Consider the following 22,893-nt stretch of genomic DNA (forward strand, 5'->3'; position numbering starts at 1 on the left):
GGAAAAATGATATATACAATTACATTAAATCCTGCCTTAGATCACACAATAGAAACTAATGGGTTCAATTTAAATGAAACTAATTATTACCAAAGAGATTATAAAAAAATTGGAGGTAAAGGAATTAACACTGCAATAATTTTGAATAATTTAAATGCAAATGTAATTTCTGTTGGAATATTAGGTGAAGAAAATAAACATATATTTATTGAAGAATTTAATAAAATAGGTTTATCTAATCATTTTATTTTAAATAAAGGTGTAACAAGAACAAATTTCAAAATAAAAAATCTAGCCAAAAAATCCGAAACTGAACTTAACGGTGTTGGGTCTGAAGTTAGTAAACACACTATTCATCAATTATTAGAATTTTTAGAAAAAAAAATCCAACCAGCTGATATTGTTATAGCTTCTGGTAGTTTACCAATTGGAATAAATAATAATATTTATAATGAAATTGGAAATATAGTGAATGATAAAAAAGGTATGTTTATATTAGATACTTCAAAAGAAAACATGGTTAATGGTTTAAAAGCTAAACCATTTCTAATTAAACCTAATATTGAAGAGATTTGTGAAATTCTAAATGTTAAATTTAAAGAATATTCATTTGATGAAATTCAAAAAATGATTCAACAACTAAAAGATATGGGTGCTAGAAACGTATTATTTAGTATGGGTTCAAAAGGAAGTTATTATTTTAGTGAAAACAACGAAATATTTCATACAGGTATAGCTGCAGGTAAACTAGTTAATTCGGTTGGATCTGGAGATAGTATGATAGGTGGTTTCACTTATGGACTTTCATTAAATCTAACTATTGAAGAATCTTTACAATACGCTTCAGCAGCTGGGGGAGCTACTGCTTTTTCAGAAGGTTTAGGTTCAAAAGATGAAATCGAAAAATTATTTAAAACAATTCAAGTAAAAAGAATATAGGAGAATATATGGAATTAACAAAGTTATTTCAAAATAAACTTTCTTTCTTTGATGCTGATTTAAAAACAAAAAAAGAAGTAATTGATTTTTTAGTTTCAAAATTAAAAACTGAAAAAGTAATTACAGATGAAAAAGTATTTAAAGAAGCAATTTTAAAAAGAGAAGGTGAATTTTCAACTGGAATTGGTGATGCGATTGCAACACCACATGCAATAAATGAAGTTGTAACAAAACCAACTATTGCATTTATGAAATTAAAAAATCCTATCGAGTGAGGAAGCATGGATAATAAACCAGTATCATTGGTATTCATGATTGCAACAAACGACACAAGTGGTGATACACATTTAGCTGCTATTGGTGAACTTTCAACAGTATTAGTTAAAGAAGAAATTAGATTAGCATTAATGGAAGTTAAAAACTTTAAAAGTTTTATTTCAGCTTTAGAAGTTAAAGTGGAAAGCAAAAAAATTGCACCTAAAGATGGAGTTTATGATGTTGTAGGTATTACTGCATGTCCAACAGGCATTGCACATACATATTTAGCAGCTGAAAAACTTGAAGAATATGCTACTAATTTAGGTTTAAGTGTTAAAATTGAAACTCAAGGTAGACGTGGAACTGAAAATAAACTTACACAAGATGAAGTTGATAATGCTAAAGTTATTATTTTAGCTCGCGACAAAAACATTGCAGGTATGAATAGATTTTCAGGAAAACAAATTATTGAAACTTCAACCAAAGATGGTATTTACAATGGTAAAGAACTAATTGAAAATTTTGGAAAAGATGGTAAAACAATTACTGGAAAAAATGTTTCAGGAAATGATGAAGAATCAGGTGGTGAATTTTCACTGAAAAAATTTGCTGAAGTTAAAGGTAATTTGTTAGCCGGGGTTTCAAGAATGTTACCATTTGTTGTTGCTGGTGGTATTATATTAGGAATTGGGTTCTTAATTGATTTTGCAGCCGGTAATGGTGAAGCTGGTGGTAACTTTGGTACAGTAAGTCCAGTTGCTGGTTGATTCTCAGCTATTGGCAAAACTTCAATGATGATGATGGTACCTATTTTATCTGCATATATTGCATATACAATTGTTGGTCCACAAGGTTTAATGCCAGGAATGATTGCTGGTTTATTAGCAGATGGGACCGGTGGATTTGCATATTCAGATACTCATTCAGGATGATCAGGTCTTTGGTCAAAATTAATACCAAATAATATACCAATGAATTCAGGATTTATTGGTGGTATGGTTGGAGCTTATGCTGCAGGACTTATAGTATTTGGTCTAACAATGGCATTTAAAAAATTCAATAAAAGTTTTCATGGAGTTAGAGATATTGTTTTAATTCCTGTGTTTTCATTATTAGGTATTTGTTTAACAATGTTTGTAATCAATATCCCATTAGGTTATACAATGTATGGTATTAAATCAGGATTAATTTGATTGTCAAAACAAAATCTATTAATACTAGTTGCTATGATTATCGGGTTTATGATGTGTGTTGATATGGGTGGACCTATAAATAAAATAGCATATACTTTAGGTACTTTATCAGTTGGTGGGGGTTTAGGTTCATTAAATGATAATCCTCAATTAACAACAATAATGGCAGCTGCAATGGCAGCTGGTATGATTCCACCTCTTGGAATTGCTGTTTCAACAATTATGTTTAGAAAAGTTTGAACTTTAAAAGAAAAAGATGCTGCAAAATCTAACTGATTATTAGGTGCATTTTTCATTACAGAAGGTGCAATTCCATTTATGATAACTGATCCAAAACGCATAGCTGTTTCAGGAATGGCTGGTGGAACAATCACTGGACTTCTTGTTGGTGCTTTCAAAATTACTCTTGGTGCACCTCATGGAGGAGTTGCTGTATTCCCCCTTTTAAAATCTTATTTGGTTAGTTCTTCAAGTGCTGCTATAGGATTAGGAATAAGTTTATATATCTTAGCAATTGTTGTAGGAACTTTCACAATGGCTACTATTTTAGGTTTATGAAAAACAATAGATGTTAAAAAAGGTAAATTAGTTATTGCTTAATAAGACAAAACTTTTGTTATTGATATAAAATATTAATATATAAAAAGGAGAATTATATTATGGCAGAATTAATAAAAATAAAAACTGTTGAAGAATTTGATGAGTTGGTTGCTACAGGTAAAACACTAGTAGATTTTAATGCTGTTTGATGTGGGCCATGTAAAATGCAAATGCCTATTGTTGACTTAGTTGCTAAGCGAACACAAGGAGTTAAATTTGTTGATTTAGATGTTGATGTAGTACCTGATATTGCAAAAAGATATGAGGTTATGTCAATACCAACTTTAATGATTTTTGAAAATGGTGAAGCTAAAAATAAAAATGTAGGATTTATGGATCCTGTAAAGTTAGAAGCTTTCATTAAATAAAAATGAAAAAAGAATCTGATTTAGATTCTTTTTTTTATTTTTAGGAATAAAATATATGTTATATAAAAGGTAATATAAAAATGCAAGATAGAGATATAAAGGTAATATTTGATAAAAAAAACATAGTTGAAGTTGAAAATATTTCTAAGGTTTATGATAAACACACTTGAGCTTTAAAAAAAATTAATTTAAAAATTGGCCGTGGTGAATGTATATCATTACTTGGTTCTAATGGTAGTGGGAAAACTACTCTTTTAAGAATACTTGCTAACAATCTTGAAAAAACTACTGGAACAATAAAATATAATTTTAAAGAAGAAAATATTTTAAAAAGTATTGGTTTTCAAAAAAGAGAACAGGCTTGACCTGTTGGATTTAAAGTAAAGGATATCAATCAATTATGATATAACATTTATCAAGTTGAAGATTTAGAGTGAATTAGTATTTTAAAAGATGTTTTTGGAATCACCGAAATTGAAAATAAACAATTATCAAAATTATCTATTATCAAATTGCAAATGTATGCAATATTTTTAGCATTAATCAACAAACCTGAATTATTATTAATTGATGATCTTTCATCAGGGATTGATTTCAAATACGAGGAGAAAATATCTAGATTTTTAAAAGATTATATTAGCAATGGCAATACTGTTGTTTTAAATTACCCAAGTAACTATTTTTTAGAAAATACAACCACAAGAATTATTTATATCAATGATGGAGAAGTTTTTGATGATAAATCAATTAGTGATGTTAGAGGGGAATTTAGAACTATTTCTGACTATACTAAATCTATTTTTAGAGAAGAGATTATTAAAGAGAACAGAATTAAAAATAAATCAAAATTATTTATTAACATTAATTCTAAGTTAGAAGAGATTATTAGTGTTATACAAGGGATTATTGATGACTTAAGTCGTGAAGAACATCCAAATGCTAAAATTAATAACACAATTAATAATTCTTATGCAGCAGTTTTAGATTTAAAAACTAATATTGATAATTTATCAATATCATATATTGACAGTGCTGGAATAAAAATAATATCTACTAAAATTAAAGCAACAATTAAAACCTTTAATAAAGTTTACCTTGTTTCACCATATCAAAAATATGAAAAGACTTTTAGAAATATTGAAAAATATTTACAAAAAGAATTAAAAAGAACTTTTAATAATGAAATGGTTATTGTTAAAGGTGATACATTAAGTTCGACTATTTCTGAAAGTGAAAAAAAACAATTAACTAAACTGAAAGAAAAGTACATAAAAGAAGAACAAAAAACTATTAGAAAAAAAATTTTAAAACAACAATTTAAAAAAATTGAGTCATCTACTTTTAAAAAAGGAAATGACTAATATGAAATCTAGCAAATTGAGAGTTGTATGTAAATTATTAAAAATCCAAACAATCAATTATTTTTCTGACCCTGTTAATATAGTTTTAGGTTTTTTACTATGTAGTGTTACTATGCTTTGTTGAGTAGCTTTTAAGCCAACAGAAGGAGGTATATCAACTGATGCGTTTGTTTTAGCTTCAGCAATCGGTATATCAACTATTAGAAATGCCGAATACAATTTGAATTGTACTCTTGTTGAATGAAGAGAAACAAGATTTATTAGAAATATATTAACAACTCCTATTTCTAAAAAATTATTCTACTTTACAATTCTTCTTTTTAACTGAATTGTTAATATAGTGATAGCTTTAATTTTGTTTGCTTTAGCAATGATGTTTAGTTCACAAAGAGTGATATTGGAAAATGTCCAATGAGCACCTTTTTTAGCTGGGTTTTGATTAAATATTATTTTGTCAAACATTATGGCTTTATGATTGTCTGTTGCCTTTAAACAAAGAGACTATGTATTGATTCTGTCATCAATTTCTTATTATATAGCTATGTACTTATTAGGATTAGGAATTCCATGATCAACAGTTGGACAATACAAAGTTATATACTATGTTTCATATTTATTCCCGCACAGATATGTATTGAATATTATGCAAGCAGCTTGAGTTGGAACTTCTGGAAATATGTCACTACCAATACCTTTACATCCAGGTGAAAGTTGAGAAGGTTCTTGATTAGAACAACAAAACTTTGGTTATGGTGATAATGGGTGATGATTACCATCATTAATATCTGTATTTTTTATAATATTTTTTACGCTATTATTTATGATAGCTATGAACAAAAAATATAGATTTGGAACACGTAGGTATGCAAAATATAAAGGCGTAGCTATAAACTTAGAAAATATTGAAATGATTAAAAAGTCATCATCAGTTAATGAATTAAAAGAATTTATAAGAATATCTGAGATAGATAAAATTCAAAATGACTTTAAAAGTAAAAAAGTTAGAAAGCGACCAGGTGATTAATATGCAAAAGCTACTAAAAGAATATAAAGTATTTAGTATTTTATTTGTGATACAAGCTAAAAACTGACTTGCTAGCCCAATGAACATTTTCTTAGGTGTGTTTATTACTTTTTATACCGTTCTTTGTTGATTAACATTTAAAGATGGAGACAACTTTTTAATGATATCTGGAATTTGTGTTGCTATGACCAGAAACTCTATGTATATATATTTAAGAACTTTACTTGATTGAAAAGGAAAAACCTTTAGAGATAAATTACAAATGACAAATATTAACGGAGTTACTAAACAAGCATCGTTATTAGCATTTAACTTTGTTTCAACATTAATTATATGTTTGGTACTAGTTATTATATCTGTTTCTTTTTTTCCAGGTCAAATTACTTGAACAGCTAATTTACCAATGTTAATATTTGGTTTAATTATGTGTTGAGTTACTTGTTGTGCTACTGCAATAGCTATTTATTTAATAATTCCCAATGCCAAATGATCATTAATGTTTGGATTATTAATTTATTTTTTTTCAACTTATTTTTTGGGTTTAGGATTTCCATTTTCAACCATCACAGATCATCAATGACTAAATATACTTATTTATTTTCACCCAATACGCTATTCAATTAATATTGTACAAGCTGGATATGTTGGTGCTACTGATTTTAAATATGTTATTGATGGAAATATGATTGTTGACTTTAAGTATGCTGGTCAAACATGAATTCCTATTGTTGCTGCAATTGGAGTTATAACTATATTAATAGTTATTATTTTATTAAAAATAAATCATGAAAGAGGATATAAGTTTAGATCAAATAATAGTGTAAAAATAATGAAATCTAAATCTAAAGCATATATTAAACAAATTAAAGAAACAAATGATATAAACTTATTAAGAGAGATAAGAGAAGACAGAATGGGAGAACTAAAAGATGAAATGCTACATTAAAGATTGTGAACAAAGTGCATCTGCTTCATTTGCTGAAAGAGTTTTAGATATGAATTCAACAAATAATCAATGAACAACTGCTGAACCAATTTACAAAAAGTTTACTTGATACTTTTGCTCACTGCATATTAACGAAAAACTCGAAGAAATTCAACAACGTCAAAAGTAATATAATCTATGTAAGAGCATAGATTTTTTTATTATCTGAAAAAGTGATAGTATATAATTACTAATAAAAAAGGAGAATATGAGAACATGTAACAAACAACATCTTTTAAAAGAAGAAAAAACATTTGAAAAAAAATTAAAAAGAAGAAATGTTGGGTTAATCATGAATCTTTTTGGATCATCATCATTAATTTTTTTGACAATATTTTTAGTAGTCATTCTTGGACTGATTTACTTTTGAGCTGGTAAAGAAAAAATTCAAACTGGTTTAAATTCAACTGTTTCTTATTTAGAAAACAAACTAAAGTCTTTTATTGATGAAATTAAGCAAAGTTTTAATCCTGATGAAATGTATGAAGAATTAATGAAAAAAATTAATACCGAAGGCATAACAATAACAATAGATGGTCAATCTCGCACACTTGATGCTGATCAAATAAGAGAATTAGTTGAAAAGATTTTACCAAAACAAACTTTTGTTGATATGGTTAATCATTATTTAGAATTTGGTGATATTAAACTACCCAGTGAATCAATAAAAAAATTAATTGATAAATTCCCATGAGAATCATTTGATAAATATTTAATCATAGCCTTAGTTACAGCTTCTTCATTAACTGTTGTTAACATTTTAAATATTATCTTTGCATCAAGACTTGTAATTGCAAATGGGATTATTGCCAAAGTTGGTTTCATAATTACTTCGATACTTTCTTTTAACCTAATCAATTGAATTGGTTTATCAGTATTTAGTGTTAATGATAAAAAAGAATAAATAGTTAGTTTATAAAAAATACCAATCAAGCGGGATTGGTATTTTTATTTATTTTGATTTTAATCTTAAAACTTCTTCTCTTAAAAATCTTAATTTTGCTTCTTTAACTAAAAGTGCGTCAAATTCTTTATTAAATATTCCCATGAAATAACCAATTATTAAAGCTCCAACTCAGTTACCCAATATTGAAGGAAGAATGTTTATTAATAAAAAAATCCAAACTAAATTATTATCAATCTGTTGGTAAGCAAGAATAGCATTAGTTATAATCATTCAAGCAATAAACCAGTTAGCTACACAATGTTGATATCCACCAATAGCAAAATAAAATAAAATAAATAAATACATAATCATTGACGCTACAGCATTTCCTTTTGTAGATTTAGACCCTTGAGTTGCTAAACAAACTAAGAAGTTACACAAAATAGCACTCATGAATGTTCATAAAACTGCTTGTAAAATAATTTTGCTTGTTAAAGCACTTAAACCAAAACCTGCAATCATTACATGCCCAACATTATAGAGTTTTTTTTCTATAAAATTATGCAAAAAGTATTCTCATATTAAGTTACCTTCACCAGTCATTGTTCCTGATAATTGAAATATAATAACAACAATAAACATTCCTATTATATTTCCCAAATAAACAAGACCACAAGCTTTCATAAAGACTGTTCAGCGTTCTACACCTTTAAACATTGTCCTGTTATATCACATGTGTGCTGTAACAAATCCTCCTCCAAGAAAACTTATTAATACAATAACTATTGCAAAAACTGCACTAAATACTATTTTACCCAATGAAGCTCACGCATCCCCACCTAAAGAATATGATGCTAATATAGCCCCAACATAAGCCAAAGATATTCAAAACCCAGCTAAAATTCCTGCTGAAAACTGTTTTACATTTTGTAATCTCAAACCATCAGATATTGTTCTAAAAGTGTGAACATAACCATAATTGTGATATGAAATATCTTGATTATATAACGAAGAAAAATCTTCTTGTTCTAATCGTTTTATCTCTTCATCATATTTTTGTATTTTTACACTATTGTCTTTTTTCCTAAAAAATTTTAAAATCATTTTTTCTCCTATATTTAAATACTTCTATGTTTTTTTCAACTAATAATTATTTTATCTAAAATATTATTTTTTATTCTACTTTTTAAGAAAATATTTATCATTAAAATTAAAAAGTATTTATAATTAATTACATAAAAGCAAATAAAAATTAAATTCTAAAGGAGAAAAAATGGGATTATTTGGTAAAAAAAATAAAGAAATAAATATTTATGCTCCAGTTAATGGTGAAGTTGTTGGTCTTGATAAAGTTGATGATGAAGTATTTAGTCAAAAAATGATGGGTGATGGTTTTGCTATTATTCCTGCTGATGGAGAATTTGTTTCTCCTATTGATGGAAAATTAGTAAGTGTATTTCAAACAAAGCATGCATATGGCATTCAACACTCATCAGGTGTAGAGTTATTAATCCACATTGGTTTAGATACAGTTACTCTTGACGGAGAAGGTTTTGAGTTACATGTATCTCAAGATCAAAAAATTAAAACTGGAGAAAAATTAGTTAATGTTGATTTAGCTTTTGTAAAACCAAAAGTGCCTTCAATCACTACTCCAATTATTTTTACAAACCAAGAAGGTAAAGAAATTAAAATAATTAAAACTGGAAAAGTTGCTAAAGGTGAATTAATCGCTCAATTAGTTTAATTACTAAAAACCAAATTTGGTTTTTTTTATTTTCATTTTCATGTCAAAATAATTCACAATAATAAAAAAATTGATATAATTAAATGGTTAAAAGAAAAAGAAGCACAAGCTCACCACCAATTTTTTGAAGTGGTAATAATAAACTTATTTTTAAAAATATTATTTTATTATGTGTGCTATCTAATTTTTGACGGCACACATTTTATTTATCTAAAAAGGAGATCATTAATGGATCAAAGAAGAAACAATACAAAACCAGTTAAAATTCAAGAGCCTATAAATAACTTTATCAGAGCTAGAGAAGTACTAATCATTGGCGACAATGGAGAAAAATTAGGACCTATTTCAAAACTAGACGGAATTCGTTTAGCAGAAGAAAGAGGATTAGATTTATTTCAAGTAGGTCAACAAGCTGATGGAATTGCGATTTGTAAAATTGTTGATTATGGTAAATTTAAATTCCAACAACAAAAAAAACAAAAAGAAGTTAAAAAGAATCAAGTTAAAGTAGAAAATAGAGAAGTTAGGCTTACTGTTAATATTGGTCAACATGATTTATTAGTAAAAGCTAAGAAAGCTCGTGAATTTTTAGAAGCTGGAGATAGAGTTAAAGTTTCTCTAAAATTTAGAGGTCGTGAAATTGCTTATATGGATCAAGGTATGGAGACAATAAATAAATTTTATTTAGAAATTGAAGATGCTGCTAAAATTGAAAAAGAAGCAAAATTAACTTCAAGATTTTTAGATATGTATTTAGTGCCAAAAAAATAATTAGAAAGAGTATTGAAAGGAATTATATATTATGCCAAAAATGAAAAGTAAAAAATCATTAGCAAAAAGAGTTACTGTTAAGAAAAATGGTACTTTAAAAAGAGGTAAGGCTTATAGATCTCACCGTGCTACTGGAAAAACAACAAAACAAAAACGTCACTTAGAGAAATCAACAATAGTGCACACAACAGACATGAAAAGAATTAAAGGATTACTTCAAAAGTAAGAAAGGGATAGGGATACAAAATGGCAAGAGTAAAATTTGGTAAAGTTACCAGAGCAAGAAGAAAGCGTTGAATTAAACGTGCTAAAGGTTATTATGGAACTAAAAAATCTTCATATAAGAAAGCTCATGAACAAGTAGTACGTTCTATGGCTTATGCTTTTGTTGGTAGAAAACAAAACAAACGTAATTTTAGAAAACTATGAATTGTTCGTATTAATGCAGCTGTTAGACCTTATGGTTTATCATACTCAAAATTTATGAATGGTTTAAAATTAGCAAATATTGATGTTAACCGTAAAATGTTATCAGAATTAGCTATTAATGATGCAAAAGTTTTTCAAGGATTAGTTGAAGCTGCAGATAAAGCATTAAATTCAGGAATAACAACCATTAATAAAGTTGAAATTAAAGAAAAAGTTAAAGCAGAACCTAAAAAAGCAGAAGTTAAATCTGCTCCTAAAACAGCAACTGTAAAACCAGTTGAGAAAAAAGTTGAAAACTTAGCATCTAAACCTGAAGTTTCACATGAAGAAGCTAATGAATTCTTATCAAAAATGGAAGCTAAATACAAAGAACATTTAGCTGAAGAAGTTGAATTTGAACCTAAAAAAGCAGAAGTTAAATCCGTACCTAAACCCCCAACTGTAAAACCAGTTGAGAAAAAAGTCTCAGCTGATGAGCGTGCTAAAATAGATGGATCTGAAGTAATTGAAGAAGAAAGACATGAATTGCAAAAATACTCAAATAAATTGAGAGAAGTAGCAATTGAAAAAGAACTAACTGCAAAATTACAAAATGTTAATTTACGTGATATGACTAAAAAAGAACTTATTGAATATATGAGAAAAGTTCGTACAGCAATTCAAAATAAAAAATAAAAAATATTATAAAAAACACAGTTCAAGCAATAACTGTGTTTTTTATAATTATTAAGTAGATGTGTCTTCAACTTTTTATTTTTTAAATATATTTATCCCCATTTTATTTTGAACTTTTTGTAATTTTTTATATGCTACTTTTTGAGCTTTAAAAGCACCTTGTTTCATTAGTTCTTCTAACAATTGATTATTGCTTTGCAATTCTTCATATTTTTGTCTTATAGGGTTTAAAGTATTGACTAAAACTTCACTAACATCATCTTTAAGATCTTTGTAAGTTTTATTTTTTCAATGTTGTTCACATTCTTTAATTGTTTTGTTTGTAAGAATAGAATAAATATTAATTAAATTAGAAACACCAGGTTTATTAACTGTATCATATTTAATCAAATTTTCACTGTCAGTAACAGCTGCTTTAATTTTGTTTCTAATATCTTTTTCACTATCTAAAATAAAAATAATTGCTTTAGGATTATCACTTGATTTGCTCATTTTTTTAGTAGGATCTTGAAGATCCATTATTTTTATATTTCTTTTAGTCAACATAACTTCAGGAACAATATGTGTTTCACCATATTTATTATTCATTCTTTCAGCGATGTCTCTAGTTAACTCTAAATGTTGTTTTTGATCAACTCCAACAGGAACATAACTTGGATCGTATAATAAAATATCAGCAGCCATTAAACAAGGATATGTAAACAGTCCTGCTGGGATAGAAATATTATCTTGACTTCTTAAAGATTTATCTTTGAATTGTGTCATTCTACTTAACTCACCCATTGTTGCTTGAGTTGTTAATAATCATCCTAATTGTGTATGCTCAATAACATCAGATTGAACAAAGATTGTAGACTTTTCTGGATCAATTCCACAAGCTAAGTAAATTGCAAATGCCTCTTTTGTTTTTTCCTTTAATTTTTTACTATCTTGAGGCACTGTGATTGCATGTAAATTAGCAACAAAAATAAATAAATCATATTCATTCTGATAATTAGCTAAATCACGAATAACACCAAGATAATTGCCAAGTGTTGGACTTCCACTAGAAGTAACACCAGTTACCATTCTTTTCATATAATGATCTCCTTAATTTTTAAATATATTATATATGATTTTTATGTATATTTTAGGTAAGATATTTATAAAACATAAAGGTGGATACATGAGATATACAATTGTTAAAAATGAATACAAAGATTCATTAAAAAAAGCAGAAAAGATAATAAAAGTTCTTAAAGACTACAACTGAATTGAAGATAAACTTAATCCAGAAGTTATTTTTGTTATTGGTGGTGATGGAACCTTTTTAACAGCTGCTGAGCAGTATAATCATATTTTAGACAATGTTTTATTTATACCAGTTAAATCTGGTGGGATAGGTTTTTATACTAATCACAACAGAATTGAAGATATCAAAAAAAGAATTGATGGTTTAAAAAGAACAAAACCCTTACTAATACCTTTATTAGAAGCAAATCATTATAAAGCTATAAATGAAATTAAAATATTAAATAGCAAAAGACCATTAAGAGCTTCTGTTTTGATTAATGATGAATTATTAGAAGAGTTTAAAGGAACAGGATTAGCATTTACAACCCCAAGTGGAAGCACTGGTTTTTCAAAATCTCAAGGTGGAGCTGTTATTATTGATGAAACTAATATCTTCCAAATGCTAGAAATGGCACCAGTTTCTAATAATATTTTTAGAACTATACACGCACCAATTATTCTTTCAAAGAATCATCATATTAAAGTTATTCTTGATGGGATAAAGGATGTTGAGATAATTGTTGATGGAGTTAGTAATAAAGTTCCTGAAAACGGAATAGTTAATGTTTGTTTAAGTAGTAAACATGTTAAGTTAGTTTCCGCACAAAATGAACACACAACTAAAATTCAAATATTAAAAGATATGTTTACTTTAAATAAGAAATTTGAGGATTAAAATATGCACGTTATATCTGGAAAATATAAAGGTATGAAATTGCAATCTTTGAATGGGATGAATACAAGACCCACTTTAACAAGAATTAAAGAAGATGCATTTAATATATTGAGTAACTATTTTTTATTTGAAAATAAAAAAAGCTTAGATATTTTTGGAGGATCTGGTGCTTTAACTATTGAAGGTTTAAGCAGAGGAATTCAAGAGGCTTGAATAAATGACATTTCAAAAGAAGCTATTGAAGTAATAAAAATAAATTTAAATAAGACCAATAATGAAAAATATAATATCACTAATTATGATTACATTTTTTTATTACAAATCTTGCAATCAAATAAGCAAAGTTTTGATTTGGTTTATTTAGACCCGCCTTTTGCAAAAGTTGAATCTTATAATCAAGTAATTGATTCGCTTTTAAAAAACAAAATTTTAAATAAATGAGGAGTTATCATTTTAGAATCAGAAGTTGTTTTAGAAATAGAATTACTAAAAGAGTTTGTTTTAATTAAACATAAAGGTTATAATAAAAAAAATCTATACATATTAAGACTGGAGAAATAAAATGTCAAACAAAAAAGGTAGAATAGTTATAATATCTGGACCAAGTGGAGTTGGAAAAGGAAGCGTTAATGAAAAACTACTTCAAGATAAAAAATTAAATTTGGAATACTCAATATCAATGACAACTAGAAAACCTAGAAATGGTGAAGTTGATGGAGTAAATTATTACTTTGTTTCAAAAGAAGAATTTGCATCAGCAATTGTAAATAATGAATTAATAGAGCATGCTTCATTTGTTGGTAATTCATATGGAACTCCTAGAAAATATGTAGAAGAAAAGCTTAAAAACTCAAAAAATGTAATATTAGAAATTGAAGTTGATGGTGCAACACAAGTGCTTCGAAATGAAGCAAACGTTCTTTCAATTTTCTTAATGCCCCCAAACATAACAGAATTAGCTACAAGAATTAAAGGTAGAAATTCGGAAACTGATGAAGTTATTAAACAGAGACTTGATAAGGCTCTTTTAGAAATACCTTTAAAACATAGTTATGATTATGTTGTTGAAAATGATTCAGTTGAAAATGCTGTTGCCAAAATAACAGATATTTTAATAAGAGAACAATGTATTGTTAGTGGTGAGGCTTCTAAATACGAAAAACTTGTTGAAATAGTAAATGAAATAGTAGAAGAAAAATATTTATTCTTTGTTGACCACTGGAAAGAAAATGTTCAAACTGCAGCAAATAAAAAAGAAGATATAAAACAAGCTGATTCTTTTGATGCAAAAAGTAAATTAGTTGAAATACTTTCAAACAAAGTTTACAAGAAAGTTTTAGCCCATGGTGATTTTAATAAAATTAATTCAAAAGAGTTTATTGATTTTAAAATTCAAAAATTAATGTTTAAAGTAAATTTTTTTAGCATAAATCAAAGAAATGATGCAAATGATGAAGACTAATAATTCAAGAGAAATAGCTTTTGAATGTTTGCAAAAAGTTTTTAAACATAAAGCTTTTTCAAATATTTTATTAAATGAAATTTCAAAAAAAGATATCCCCCAAAAATTTAAGAATCTTGTTTTTGCTATTGTTCATGGAACAATAATTAATAAGATATTGTTGGAAAAAACTGTTAGTAAATTAATTGATAATAAAAAAACTAATTTAGATATACAAATTCTTTTATGAATGAGTGCTTATCAAATAAGGTTTTTAAAAACTATTCCTTTATATGCTGTTGTTAATGAAGCTGTAAGTATTGCTAAAAAAATTAATCCAAGACTTTCTGGTTTAGTAAATGCAACTTTAAAAAAAGTTATTAATAATGAACAAGAGCTATTTTCATTTAATGAATTATCTGAAGAACAAAGAGTAATTATTGAAAATTCTTTACCAGAATCATTTTATAATTTATTTAAAGAACAATACGGATCAAAAATTGCAATGAAATTAGCAAAGGATTCTACTAAAAAACCATCGATATACTTTAGAGTCAATACTTTAAAAATTTCTTTTGAAGACTTTTTTCAAACTTATAAACAAGAATTATCTTTAATTAAAACTTTTACAAAAGATTGTTTAATAACTAAAGTTCCTATAGTACAAAGCCGTATGTATGCTGAAGGCTTGATTACTGTTCAAGACGCAGCATCTATTAACGTTGTTAATATATTAGATCCAAAACTAAATGATCATGTATTAGATATGTGTGCAGCACCTGGTGGTAAGGTAACACATATATCAAGTAAATTAAAAAATACTGGTAAAGTAATTGCTTGTGAAATTAATGAAAGTAAAATAAAATTAATTCAACAAAATATTGATAGATTAGGTTGTAGTAATATAGAACTAATTTGCAAAGATGCGACATCTATGAAATTCGAAGAAAAGTTTGATTGCATATTACTTGATGCTCCTTGTTCTGGATTTGGTGTTTTTAAAAGAAAACCCGAAATTAAATTAAAAGGGTATACAAAAAATAAAATTAATGAAATTATTCAACTTCAATCAAACCTGTTAGATAATGCATATCAAAATTTAAAAGTAAGTGGAGAAATGGTGTATTCCACTTGTACTATCAACAAATTAGAAAATCAAAATCAAATTGAAAAATTTTTAAGTAGATATTCTAATATGAAAAAAATATATGAAGAACAACTTTTTGGTTATGAAAATAATACTGATGGTTTTTATGTTTGCAAAATGATTAAAGAATAAAACTAAGTTTTATTTTTTTTATGTGATTAAAACAAAGATATTTGTTATAAAATATAAATAATAAAAAGAGGTAGCATGGCAAAATTACAATCTAGAAATGAAATTTTCAAGAGTGAAATTGAGAAAAAAAATAAGTTTATAAGTGAAAACAGTGGTATTTTTAATTTTGACACTTATGTAAACTCTTCTTTAGATGAACTTATTAAAATTGATAAAGAGTATTATACAAGTTTAAAAACTAAACTAAGTACTGAGTATGAAAATATAAAGTTTTATTTAGATCACGATATTATGTCTGACTTTAATAATTATGAGTTGATTGAATCAATTGATGAAGTTTTAAGTGACTTAAAAGATTTAGAAACAAGAGATATCAGTTTATTTGACGGAGAACAATTAGGTGCTCATTTTAATGAAAGAAACTTTTATTCAGCTGAATTAAAAGATATGTTTTATAAGTTAACAGAAATTAATAACAAATACATAACAGATTATAAAAACAGTAAAGTTTTGCAAACTAATTATGCAGGATTTAATAATAAAACATTGGCAAAGAATTTATTATTACCAGAACAAGAAAAAGCTATTTCAGATAAAATTTTAGCAATTAAAAATAAATCTGAGATTATTCAAAAAATACAATCAGAACAAAACGGTGCAATGCATGAGCTTGAAAGAAATAAAAAGAAATTTAAATACAAAATTAAAAAATTTTTTATAGCATTCGCTTTATTTGCATTTATTGGAATAGTAGGAATTTTAATTAGTATATTAGCATAATAAAGGAGACTTCAAATGAGCAAAAAAATAGTGATAGCAGTTGATGGAACTGCTGGTAGTGGCAAAACTATTACTTTTAAAAAAGTTTCAGAAATTTTAAATTACGAATTTATAGATACTGGTTTGATGTATCGAGCATTTACACTCCTTTGCATAAACAACAAAATAAACTTTGAATCAAAAAAAGAAATAATTAATCAAATCAAATTTTTTAACTACAGTATAAAAAATAATCAAGTACTTTTAAATGGCATTGATGTCGAGCTAAGAATTCAACAAAATGACATTGTTAAATTTATAAATTTTGTTACTCCAATTAAAGAAGTAAGAGAATTCATGGTCAATGAACAGCGCAATATGGTTAAAGGCGGAGGCTTCATTGAAATTGGAAGAGATATCACTAGTGTTGTTTTACCTAATGCTGATTTAAAAATATATTTAGATTCATCAATTGAAGCGAGAGCTAAAAGAAGATATGAACAAAATAAAGCTAATGGCATTTTAGATCAGAATATTAAAGAAATAGAACTTGCGATTGAAAAAAGAGATATTCAAGATAAACAAAATGTTTTGCAAATTACACCTGATGCATGATATATTGATAATTCTCATTTAACTATTGATCAAGTTGTTGATATGGTAGTTAAAAAAATAAAAGAATTGGAAGTACTTTAATTATGAAAAAAGGAATAGTAGCAATAGTTGGTAGGCCAAATGTTGGAAAATCATCATTGTTTAATAGAATTATTAAACAAAAAAAATCAATAGTTGAAAATACACCAGGTGTTACAAGAGATAGAATATATGGAACTACTGAATGGCTAACTAGAGAATTTATAGTGATTGATACTGGTGGTATTACATTAGAAGATCAACCATTCGCAAAAGAAATTAAAATACAAGCAGAAATTGCAATTGAAGAAGCTGATGTAATAGTTTTTGTATTAAACCATAAAGAGCAACTAACTGAAGAAGATAAAATGATTGCTCGAATTTTATACAAGACAAAAAAACCAGTAATACTTGCGGTTAATAAGTATGACAAAAAAACTAATGATTATGTTCAATATGAATATATGAGTTTAGGGCTTAATGAACCAATAATGATGAGTGCTACACATGGAATTGGTATTGGAGACTTGCTAGATTCTGTTATTAAGTTATTACCTTCTGCAAATGATTTAAATCCTGATATGAACTCTAGAATTGCTATTATAGGAAGACCAAACGTTGGTAAGTCATCATTAGTAAATTCATTACTAAATGAAACAAGAATGATTGTTAGTGAAATTCCCGGAACAACTATTGATGCTGTGGATTCAGTTGTTAAAGTCAATAATATTGAATACACCATAGTTGACACTGCTGGTATTAGAAAAAAATCTAAAATATTTAGAAATATTGAAAAGTATAGTTATTTAAGATCATTAACAACAATAAACGGAAGTGATATAATTATTTTAATGCTAGATTCTTCTGAAACAATAACTGATTTAGATACTAATATTGGCGGGCTGGCTTTTGAAGAAAAAAAACCAATCATCATTGTTGCTAACAAATGAGATTTAGTTGAAGACAAAGAAAAGAAAATTTTAGAAAAAGAAGAAGAAATAAGATCATATTTTAAATATCTTGCTTATGCCAAAGTATTGTTTGTTTCAACTCGCGATAAAACAAGAATAAGTAAAATATTTTCTTCAATAGAAGATATAAAAGTTGGACTTACTAAGAAAATTAAAACATCTGTTTTTAATGAAGTTTTAAATAAGGCTCAACTAATAAACCCTGCTCCAAATTTTAATGGAGGAAGATTAAAAATTTATTATGGTTCACAAGTAGAAGCTTATTTACCAACATTTGTATTGTTTGTTAACAATCCAGATTATGTTCACTTTTCATATAAAAGATTTATAGAAAATCAAATAAGATTGCAGTTTGGTTTTGAAGGTGTACCTATAAATATTATTTTCAGAGAAAGGAAATAATTATGAATTCAAAAAATATAACTATTATTGGAACTGGGGCATATGGCACTGCTTTAGCTAACGTGCTTGCTGATAATGATCATCAAGTTGTAATGTATGGAATTGTAGAAAAGCAAGTTGATGATATAAATATATATCATAAAAATTCCACTTTTTTTCCAAACACAAATATCAATAAAAATATAAAAGCAACCACATCTATGATTGAAGCTTTAGAAAAAACTGAAATACTTATTTTGGGAGTTCCAACTTCAGCAATTAAGTATGTTGTAGAAGATATAAAAAAGTTTCACAAAAGACCAATGCACATAATTAATACAGCCAAAGGTTTAGATGAAGTAAATTTGGATATTCTTTCTAAATCTATTATTAGTAGTTTTGAAAATTCAAAAGTTATGAAATCATATTCCTCATTGTTTGGCCCATCTATTGCATCAGAGGTGGTAGATAGACAACCAACAGCTGTAATGATAGCTTCTGATAATATACAAACAGCTTCTTATTTGTGCGATGTATTTAGAAACGAATACTTTTATACTTATCCATCAGATGATGTTCCTGGTTGTGAAATATTTGCAGCTTTAAAAAATGCGATTGCTATTGGAGCTGGTATTTTAAAAGGGTTTGAAGCTGGTGATAATGCTCATGGGAGTCTTTTAACAATAGGTTTAAATGAAATGTTTTTATTTGCAGAAAAGTTTGGTGGTAAAATTCAAACTGCTTTAAACTTTGCAGGAATGGGTGATCTTATCTTAACGGCATCATCAATCAAATCCAGAAATTTTAAATTAGGATTAAAAATTGTTGAAGTAAATGATGCAGAATTTGCATTAGAATCCTTCCCATTAACTGTTGAAGGTGTCCCAACTGTTAAAATTGCATATGAAATAGGAAAAAAATATGAAATAGATATGAATTTTTTCAAAATAATTTACAATATTTTATATAATAATACTAAGCCTATTTCACTTTTAAATAATGTATTTAAAAATGTGAAATTAGTTTAACATTAATAAACAAGGAGAGTTAAAATGACTAAAAAAGAATTAGTAACAGAAATATTGTCAAATGAAAATATTTCTAAAGTAGAATGTGAAGCTATTGTAGATTCATTATTTGAATTAATTGCACAAGAATTAGTGTCAGGTAATGAAGTTTCAATCGCCGGCTTTGGTAAATTTACAATCAGTGAAAGAGCCGCAAGAGAAGGTATCAACCCTTTAACAAAAGAACCTATTAAAATAGCATCATCTAAGTCAGCAAAATTCAAACCAGCTAAACAACTTAAAGAAAAACTTAATTAACAAAAAAAGTGGTGACCACTTTTTTATTTTTTTAAAATATTATTTATACCTTTAAGATAATCTAACTTTAAATCACTTGATAAGAAAATTTCATATGCGAATTTGGTAAATCATTCATAAGGAACTCTTTTTTTGTTGTTAAAAACTCATTGTTTTACACTGATGTAATCTGCTAAAAAATATGTTTCAAACTCAGAAAAGTAAATAATTAAAAAACTTAAACCTCCATGATTGTGAACTTTTTGCATTTTTTCATTTTGGTTATTTCTTATTAAATTGAAATCAAAATATTTTTTACTTGTTTCTTTTGCTTCAAACTCTATATATTCACCTTTGTAAACTCCTATATAATCACAATTATAATTTTGATCAAAAACAAAAGTTCTTTTATCTGAGAATTCGTTGCTCAATATTTTAAAATTAGTTGGTATTTTATTAACTAAACAAATGTTTTCATCATTATACTTTTTATTTGTGATATTTAAAATCGTTTCTAAAAACATGCCTTTATTTTTTAATGGAATCATAATTCTCCTTTTATATAATATTATTAATATTTTTTTAAAAACAATGTAAAATAAAATAAAGGAAATTCAAATATGGCTAACAAAATAACACCACAAGAAATCACAAAAAAAATCTTTGGTACAGAATTATCAGGATACAAAATTGAATCAGTAAATAATTTTTTAGATAAGGTATCTATTGATTTAGAATATTATATTAATCAAATAAATGATTTGGAAAAATCTATTAATAAATTAAATGATTTAAACAAAAAATATGCTGACGATATTTCAATGTATCAAAAAGCAATTAACAAATTGCATGAAGAAAACAAACAAATTACAAAAGAAAAACTTAGTGATTTTAATGTTATTAAGTCTATTGAAGAAATTCGTGAAACACTTAGAGAAATAAAAGAAAAAATTTAATAATAACAATAAAAATTTATAAATTCTTTATAATTATTAATAGAGATTTTATGGTCAATCGCTGCATTTGAAAATAATGTAGAGGAAACTCCACGCTTACACAATCTGTGATGATTGTAGTGATTATGCTATACGAAAAAATAAGTATAGGCAATGTTATACATTGACGGCATAAATAACCTAAAATTTTTATAATCACGGTGATTTTATAAAGGTGCCACAGAGACGAGTAAAAGGGAAACCTTTAGATGGAACGCGGTAAACCCCATAAGTAAGAAACTTAAATTTTGGTAAAGGAACTCTAAAAACAGAAACGAATGTTTTAAGAGAAGATCTTTTGATCTTAGATAGATGATTGACGCCTTAGGGTACAAAACGTGGGTTATAGTAAAATCTCATATTTTTTAATAATTTGAGGTAAAAAGATATGGAAAAACTTGTACAATATTTAATTGATAAGAATTTAACCATCTCTACTTGTGAATCATTTACTGGTGGACTTTTTGCTAATTTAATTACTGATATACCAAACGCAAGCAAAACTTTTAAAGGTGCTTTTATTTGTTACTCAAACGATTTTAAAAAAGACATTATAAAAGTTAATGATCGAATTATTAAAAAATATGGAGTTGTTTCTAAACAATGTGCAATTGAATTAGCAAAAAACACTCAAAAAATTACAAAAACTGATGTTGTAATTAGTTTTACTGGAAATGCTGGTCCTGGCTCTTTAGAAGATAAAGAAGTAGGATTAGCTTATATATGCATGTGTACTTTTGAAGAAATAATTGTTCTAAAGATAAGGCAATTAAATTTATCAAGAGTTGAATTTAAAAAAAATGCGGTAAAAGAAGTTTTAATGAATATTTATAGCATTATTTAATTATTTTCCTTAATAAATATTTAGGAGGTAATTATGCAAGAAATTACAACAAAGAAAAAAGAGGTGATTCTAGTGAGCACAGAAAAAGATATTTGAAAATCAGATTCATTAAAAGAAGCCCTTAAAGCTATTGAAAAAAATTATGGAAAAGAAGCACTAATAATTTATGGAGAAAAAAGTAATCTTGATATTCAAGCAATTTCATCAGGTTCTTTTTTAATTGATCAAGCAATTGGGATTGGTGGTTATCCTATGGGTCGTATCATTGAATTGTTTGGACCAGAATCCTCAGGTAAAACAACTTTATCTTTACATGCTATTGCTGAAGCTCAAAAAACAGGAAAAGTAGCGGCTTTTATAGATGCAGAACACTCTTTAGATTTAAAATACGCTAGAAATGTTGGGGTACAAATTGATAAATTATTAGTCAGTCAACCTTCTTATGGAGAAGAAGCATTAGATATATTAGAAACATTAGTTAAATCTAATTCTGTTTCATTAATAATTGTTGATTCTGTAGCGGCTTTAGTACCAAAAGCTGAATTGGAGGGAGAAATGACTGATCAAAATATTGGATTGCATGCTAGACTGATGTCCAAGGCATTAAGGAAATTAAATGGAATTATTTCTAAAACAAATACATCAGTTATTTTTATTAATCAGCTAAGAGAAAAAATTGGTGTCATGTTTGGAAACCCAGAAACGACAACTGGTGGGCGAGCTTTAAAGTTTTTTTCATCTTTAAGAATTGAAGTAAGAAAAGGTGAAAATATTATAAATAATGGAGAAATTTCGGCAAATAAAGTAAAAGTTAAAATTGTTAAAAACAAAGTTGGAACACCTTTCAAACAAACTATTATAACAATTAATTATAATAAAGGTATTGACAAACAAAGTGAAATAATTGAAATGGCAGTTATTTATAATATTATTGATAAATCTGGTGTTTGATATTCTTATAACAAAGAGAAAATTGGTCAAGGCAAAGTTGCAGTTAAAGAATGATTTGAAAAAAATCCTAACTTGCAAACTGAAATTGAAAAAAAGATAATCGAAGTAATTAATCAATAAATTAAGGCCTTTTAGTGTAGCAAGCACATGA

General features: G+C 26.6%; 26 protein-coding genes, 1 other RNA gene and 1 pseudogene. 25 read left to right on the forward strand and 3 right to left on the reverse strand.

Annotation, left to right across the window (positions count from 1 at the left end):
- Positions 1-6 precede the first annotated feature (6 nt).
- From pfkB to EELLY_RS03400, 8 genes are all read left to right on the forward strand, one after another.
- Positions 7-939, forward strand: a complete 933-nt coding sequence (gene pfkB, locus EELLY_RS03365; protein ID WP_104206053.1) for a 1-phosphofructokinase — start codon at positions 7-9, stop codon at positions 937-939.
- Between the two features lie 8 nt (positions 940-947).
- Positions 948-2,990: a PTS fructose transporter subunit IIABC gene (locus EELLY_RS03370; protein ID WP_104206054.1), complete on the forward strand. Its 2,043-nt coding sequence runs from the start codon at positions 948-950 to the stop codon at positions 2,988-2,990.
- Positions 2,991-3,049: 59 nt separating this feature from the next.
- On the forward strand, positions 3,050-3,358 hold the full coding sequence (gene trxA, locus EELLY_RS03375) for a thioredoxin (RefSeq protein ID WP_104206055.1): 309 nt from the start codon (positions 3,050-3,052) through the stop codon (positions 3,356-3,358).
- Positions 3,359-3,438: 80 nt separating this feature from the next.
- Positions 3,439-4,719, forward strand: coding sequence for an ATP-binding cassette domain-containing protein (locus EELLY_RS03380; protein ID WP_104206056.1), 1,281 nt, complete (start codon positions 3,439-3,441; stop codon positions 4,717-4,719).
- Entirely contained in the window at positions 4,712-5,743 is a 1,032-nt protein-coding gene (locus EELLY_RS03385; RefSeq protein WP_181021053.1) for an ABC transporter permease, read from the forward strand. The genes EELLY_RS03380 and EELLY_RS03385 overlap by 8 nt, the downstream gene beginning before the upstream one ends.
- Position 5,744: 1 nt before the next feature.
- The gene (locus EELLY_RS03390; protein ID WP_181021054.1) at positions 5,745-6,689 is read left to right on the forward strand and encodes a hypothetical protein; all 945 of its coding nucleotides are present in this window, start codon (positions 5,745-5,747) and stop codon (positions 6,687-6,689) included.
- Positions 6,673-6,858 carry a hypothetical protein gene (locus EELLY_RS03395; protein WP_104206058.1) on the forward strand — a complete coding sequence of 62 codons (186 nt, stop codon included), beginning with the start codon at positions 6,673-6,675 and terminating at the stop codon, positions 6,856-6,858. The genes EELLY_RS03390 and EELLY_RS03395 overlap by 17 nt, the downstream gene beginning before the upstream one ends.
- A gap of 78 nt (positions 6,859-6,936) precedes the next feature.
- A complete protein-coding gene (locus tag EELLY_RS03400; protein WP_104206059.1) occupies positions 6,937-7,632 on the forward strand; it encodes a hypothetical protein in 696 nt (231 codons plus the stop codon).
- Between the two features lie 48 nt (positions 7,633-7,680).
- On the opposite strand, the gene EELLY_RS03405 is transcribed toward EELLY_RS03400, so the two are convergent.
- Complete coding sequence (locus EELLY_RS03405; RefSeq protein WP_181021056.1) at positions 7,681-8,718, reverse strand: formate/nitrite transporter family protein; 1,038 nt, start codon at positions 8,716-8,718, stop codon at positions 7,681-7,683.
- Between the two features lie 169 nt (positions 8,719-8,887).
- Here EELLY_RS03405 and EELLY_RS03410 point away from each other — a divergent pair, with 169 nt between their 5' ends.
- The 4 genes and pseudogenes from EELLY_RS03410 to rplT form a co-directional block, all read left to right on the forward strand.
- On the forward strand, positions 8,888-9,361 hold the full coding sequence (locus EELLY_RS03410) for a PTS sugar transporter subunit IIA (protein ID WP_104206060.1): 474 nt from the start codon (positions 8,888-8,890) through the stop codon (positions 9,359-9,361).
- A gap of 228 nt (positions 9,362-9,589) precedes the next feature.
- Entirely contained in the window at positions 9,590-10,132 is a 543-nt protein-coding gene (infC, locus tag EELLY_RS03415; RefSeq protein ID WP_104206061.1) for a translation initiation factor IF-3, read from the forward strand.
- 31 nt (positions 10,133-10,163) lie between these two features.
- Positions 10,164-10,358, forward strand: a complete 195-nt coding sequence (rpmI, locus tag EELLY_RS03420) for a 50S ribosomal protein L35 (protein WP_104206062.1) — start codon at positions 10,164-10,166, stop codon at positions 10,356-10,358.
- Between the two features lie 20 nt (positions 10,359-10,378).
- Positions 10,379-10,735: pseudogene (rplT, locus tag EELLY_RS03425) on the forward strand (50S ribosomal protein L20); the annotation flags it as partial.
- Between the two features lie 576 nt (positions 10,736-11,311).
- Here rplT and trpS read toward each other — a convergent pair.
- Positions 11,312-12,313 (reverse strand): tryptophan--tRNA ligase, encoded by a 1,002-nt coding sequence (gene trpS, locus EELLY_RS03430; protein WP_104206063.1) that lies wholly within the window; start codon positions 12,311-12,313, stop codon positions 11,312-11,314.
- 88 nt (positions 12,314-12,401) lie between these two features.
- Between trpS and EELLY_RS03435 the strand changes: the two genes are divergently transcribed.
- The 9 genes from EELLY_RS03435 to EELLY_RS03475 all read left to right on the forward strand — a co-directional run bounded on the left by EELLY_RS03435 (position 12,402) and on the right by EELLY_RS03475 (position 19,973).
- Positions 12,402-13,184: a diacylglycerol kinase catalytic domain-containing protein gene (locus EELLY_RS03435; protein ID WP_104206064.1), complete on the forward strand. Its 783-nt coding sequence runs from the start codon at positions 12,402-12,404 to the stop codon at positions 13,182-13,184.
- A gap of 3 nt (positions 13,185-13,187) precedes the next feature.
- Positions 13,188-13,745 (forward strand): 16S rRNA (guanine(966)-N(2))-methyltransferase RsmD, encoded by a 558-nt coding sequence (gene rsmD, locus EELLY_RS03440; protein WP_104206065.1) that lies wholly within the window; start codon positions 13,188-13,190, stop codon positions 13,743-13,745.
- A gap of 1 nt (position 13,746) precedes the next feature.
- Positions 13,747-14,646, forward strand: a complete 900-nt coding sequence (gmk, locus tag EELLY_RS03445; RefSeq protein ID WP_104206066.1) for a guanylate kinase — start codon at positions 13,747-13,749, stop codon at positions 14,644-14,646.
- Entirely contained in the window at positions 14,636-15,904 is a 1,269-nt protein-coding gene (gene rsmB, locus EELLY_RS03450) for a 16S rRNA (cytosine(967)-C(5))-methyltransferase RsmB (RefSeq protein WP_245859151.1), read from the forward strand. Before gmk ends, rsmB begins: the two co-directional genes overlap by 11 nt.
- 75 nt (positions 15,905-15,979) lie before the next feature.
- Positions 15,980-16,684, forward strand: coding sequence for a hypothetical protein (locus EELLY_RS03455; protein WP_104206068.1), 705 nt, complete (start codon positions 15,980-15,982; stop codon positions 16,682-16,684).
- Between the two features lie 15 nt (positions 16,685-16,699).
- The gene (cmk, locus tag EELLY_RS03460; RefSeq protein WP_104206069.1) at positions 16,700-17,359 is read left to right on the forward strand and encodes a (d)CMP kinase; all 660 of its coding nucleotides are present in this window, start codon (positions 16,700-16,702) and stop codon (positions 17,357-17,359) included.
- A 2-nt stretch (positions 17,360-17,361) separates the two neighbouring features.
- Positions 17,362-18,669: a ribosome biogenesis GTPase Der gene (gene der / locus EELLY_RS03465; RefSeq protein ID WP_104206070.1), complete on the forward strand. Its 1,308-nt coding sequence runs from the start codon at positions 17,362-17,364 to the stop codon at positions 18,667-18,669.
- Between the two features lie 2 nt (positions 18,670-18,671).
- On the forward strand, positions 18,672-19,676 hold the full coding sequence (locus EELLY_RS03470) for an NAD(P)H-dependent glycerol-3-phosphate dehydrogenase (protein ID WP_104206071.1): 1,005 nt from the start codon (positions 18,672-18,674) through the stop codon (positions 19,674-19,676).
- A 24-nt stretch (positions 19,677-19,700) separates the two neighbouring features.
- Complete coding sequence (locus EELLY_RS03475) at positions 19,701-19,973, forward strand: HU family DNA-binding protein (RefSeq protein ID WP_104206072.1); 273 nt, start codon at positions 19,701-19,703, stop codon at positions 19,971-19,973.
- A gap of 23 nt (positions 19,974-19,996) precedes the next feature.
- On the opposite strand, the gene EELLY_RS03480 is transcribed toward EELLY_RS03475, so the two are convergent.
- Positions 19,997-20,500, reverse strand: a complete 504-nt coding sequence (locus EELLY_RS03480) for a Holliday junction resolvase RecU (protein WP_104206073.1) — start codon at positions 20,498-20,500, stop codon at positions 19,997-19,999.
- 72 nt (positions 20,501-20,572) lie between these two features.
- Here EELLY_RS03480 and EELLY_RS03485 point away from each other — a divergent pair, with 72 nt between their 5' ends.
- The 4 genes from EELLY_RS03485 to recA all read left to right on the forward strand — a co-directional run bounded on the left by EELLY_RS03485 (position 20,573) and on the right by recA (position 22,862).
- Positions 20,573-20,908: a DivIVA domain-containing protein gene (locus EELLY_RS03485; RefSeq protein WP_104206074.1), complete on the forward strand. Its 336-nt coding sequence runs from the start codon at positions 20,573-20,575 to the stop codon at positions 20,906-20,908.
- 46 nt (positions 20,909-20,954) lie between these two features.
- Positions 20,955-21,298: RNase P RNA component class B (rnpB, locus tag EELLY_RS03490), an RNA gene on the forward strand.
- A gap of 37 nt (positions 21,299-21,335) precedes the next feature.
- Entirely contained in the window at positions 21,336-21,791 is a 456-nt protein-coding gene (locus tag EELLY_RS03495) for a CinA family protein (protein ID WP_104206075.1), read from the forward strand.
- Between the two features lie 33 nt (positions 21,792-21,824).
- Positions 21,825-22,862, forward strand: coding sequence for a recombinase RecA (gene recA / locus EELLY_RS03500; RefSeq protein WP_104206076.1), 1,038 nt, complete (start codon positions 21,825-21,827; stop codon positions 22,860-22,862).
- The last annotated feature ends 31 nt before the right edge of the window (positions 22,863-22,893 follow it).

Source organism: Entomoplasma ellychniae (assembly GCF_002930155.1).
Classification (GTDB): domain Bacteria; phylum Bacillota_I; class Bacilli_A; order Mycoplasmatales; family Mycoplasmataceae; genus Entomoplasma; species Entomoplasma ellychniae.